At 68.9% G+C, this 2,518-nt stretch carries 2 protein-coding genes; both read right to left on the bottom strand.

What is annotated here, in order from left to right:
* Positions 1-59: 59 nt before the first annotated feature.
* Positions 60-1,667 carry a methionine--tRNA ligase gene (gene metG / locus ABZ070_RS36650; protein WP_356640454.1) on the bottom strand — a complete coding sequence of 536 codons (1,608 nt, stop codon included), beginning with the start codon at positions 1,665-1,667 and terminating at the stop codon, positions 60-62.
* Positions 1,668-1,788: 121 nt separating this feature from the next.
* A partial coding sequence (locus ABZ070_RS36645; RefSeq protein WP_356640452.1) for a VWA domain-containing protein occupies positions 1,789-2,518 on the bottom strand: 730 nt, incomplete at its 5' end.

The raw sequence follows: 2,518 nt of genomic DNA, 5'->3' as shown, positions 1-2,518 counted from the left end.
GATCTGCCGCCGCCCCCTGAGGGAGCGGCGGCCACAGCCGTGTGTGTACGAGAGGAGGGTCAGTCCTTCTTCGGCTCCTCCAGGCGCGGGAACAGCACCGCGCCCTTCGTCACCGTCGTGCCGGCCGGCAGCCTGCCCCAGTCGCCCGCCTCCTGGACCTTCTGGTCCGCGAGGGCGCCCAGCGGAGCCTGTGCACCGAGCGAGTCCCACAGCTTCTGGGACGTCTCCGGCATGATCGGGTTCAGCAGCACGGCCACGGCCCGCAGCGACTCGGCCGCCGTGTAGAGGATCGTCGCGAGACGGGCCTGGCCCTCCGGCGACTCGTCCTTGGCCACCTTCCACGGCTCCTGCTCCGTGATGTAGCCGTTCACCTGCTTCACGAAGTCGAACACGGCCAGGATGCCGCCCTGGAAGTCCAGCTCCTCGCCGATCTTCCGGTCGGCCTCCGCGACGGCCTTCGCGAGGCCGTCCTGGACCGTCTTCTCCGCGTCACCCGAGGCGGTGGCCTCGGGCAGCGCGCCGCCGAAGTACTTGCCGACCATCGCCGCGACACGAGAGGCCAGGTTGCCGTAGTCGTTGGCGAGCTCGGAGGTGTACCGGGCGGTGAAGTCCTCCCACGAGAACGAACCGTCCTGGCCGAACGCGATCGCGCGCAGGAAGTACCAGCGGTACGCGTCCACACCGAAGTGCGAGGTCAGGTCCTGCGGCTTGATGCCGGTCAGGTTCGACTTCGACATCTTCTCGCCGCCGACCATCAGCCAGCCGTTGGCCGCGACCCTGCCGGGCACCGGCAGGCCCTGGGCCATCAGCATCGCCGGCCAGATGATGGCGTGGAAGCGCAGGATGTCCTTGCCCACGAGGTGCACGTTCGCCGGGAAGGTCTCGTCGAACTTCGCCTGGTTCGAGCCGTAGCCGACGGCCGTGGCGTAGTTGAGGAGCGCGTCGATCCACACGTAGATGACGTGCTTCTCGTCCCACGGGACCGGGACTCCCCAGTCGAAGGTCGAGCGGGAGATGGAGAGGTCCTGCAGGCCCTGCTTGACGAAGTTCACGACCTCGTTGCGGGCCGACTCGGGCTGGATGAAGCCCGGGTTCGACGCGTAGAAGTCGAGCAGCTTCGGGCCGTACTCGCTGAGCTTGAAGAAGTAGTTCTCCTCCTTGAGGATCTCCACCGGCTTCTTGTGGATCGGGCACAGCTTGGTGCCGTCCTCGGCCTCGATGAGATCGCCCGGGAGCTTGTACTCCTCACAGCCCACGCAGTACGGGCCCTCGTACCCGCCCTTGTAGATCTCGTCCTTGTCGAAGAGGTCCTGCACGAACTCCTGCACACGGTCCGTGTGCCGCTTCTCCGTGGTGCGGATGAAGTCGTCGTTCGCGATGTTCAGGTGCTCCCAGAGAGGCTTCCAGGCCTCCTCCACGAGCTTGTCGCACCACTCCTGGGGCGTGACGCCGTTCGCCTCCGCGGTGCGCATGATCTTCTGACCGTGCTCGTCCGTGCCGGTGAGGTACCACACCTTCTCGCCACGCTGACGGTGCCAGCGCGTGAGCACGTCGCCTGCGACGGTCGTATAGGCGTGGCCCAGGTGAGGAGCGTCGTTGACGTAGTAGATGGGGGTCGAGACGTAGTACGCCGTCGCCCCCTGCTTCTCGGATCCAGTGGCCGCCATGGTCGAAATCCTATCGGGCCCCGGAAGATCGACTCACACGCGTTCCGCGTGCCCCGGGTGACGTCCGGGCGGGGCTTCCCGCCAGGACGTCACCGAGGAGGCGTCGCGACCGCCGGCGCGCCTACGGGCGCCACGCCCCGAGGACGCCCTTGAACAGCTCGGCGTGCGGGAGCTCGCGGGGCGCGGGGCCGGCGTGGAAGAACGCGGCGTTGTCGGCCTGGAGCTTGCGGAGGTAGTCGAAGGCCTTGGCGTCGTGCTCGCCGAACGCCACGAACTGCCAGAACACCGGCTTGTCGGCGGCCGCCGCGAGGGCGGCGGTGGCGGCGGTCTTCGACTCCGGGGCACCGTCCGTCTGGAAGATCACGAACGCCGGGCCGCCGGGGTTCTTCTTGGCGTGCAGGGCGAGGACCTCCTCGACGGCGAGGTGGTAGTTGGTACGCCCCATCCGGCCGAGACCGGCGTGCAGCTCGTCGATACGGCCCTCGGGGGAGTCGAGGGTCAGCTCGCCCGTGCCGTCGATCTCGGTCGAGAAGAACACGACGTCGACCGTCGCGTCGGTGTCGAGATGGGCGGCGAGTGCGAGCGCCTGTTCGCCGAGGTGCTGGGCGCTGCCGTCCTTGAAGAACGGGCGCATGGACCCGGACCGGTCGAGCACGAGATACACCCGTGCGCGGGCCCCGGTGAGCTGCGCCTTCTTGAGCGCGGCCCCGGCGGCCTTGTACGCGTCCGCGATGTGCGGCGCCCGCGCCTTGACCCGCGCGGGCCCGACGGCGGCAGCGTCCCCGGTGACAGCGCGCCCTCCGCTCCCGGCACCCCCACCGCCTCCGGCGTCACCGACACCTCGGTGAAGC

It is taken from the genome of Streptomyces sp. NPDC006283 (assembly GCF_040613325.1).
Classification (GTDB): domain Bacteria; phylum Actinomycetota; class Actinomycetes; order Streptomycetales; family Streptomycetaceae; genus Streptomyces.
Note: the sequence above shows the minus strand (reverse complement) of the source record. Positions and strands in the feature narration are given on the sequence as shown.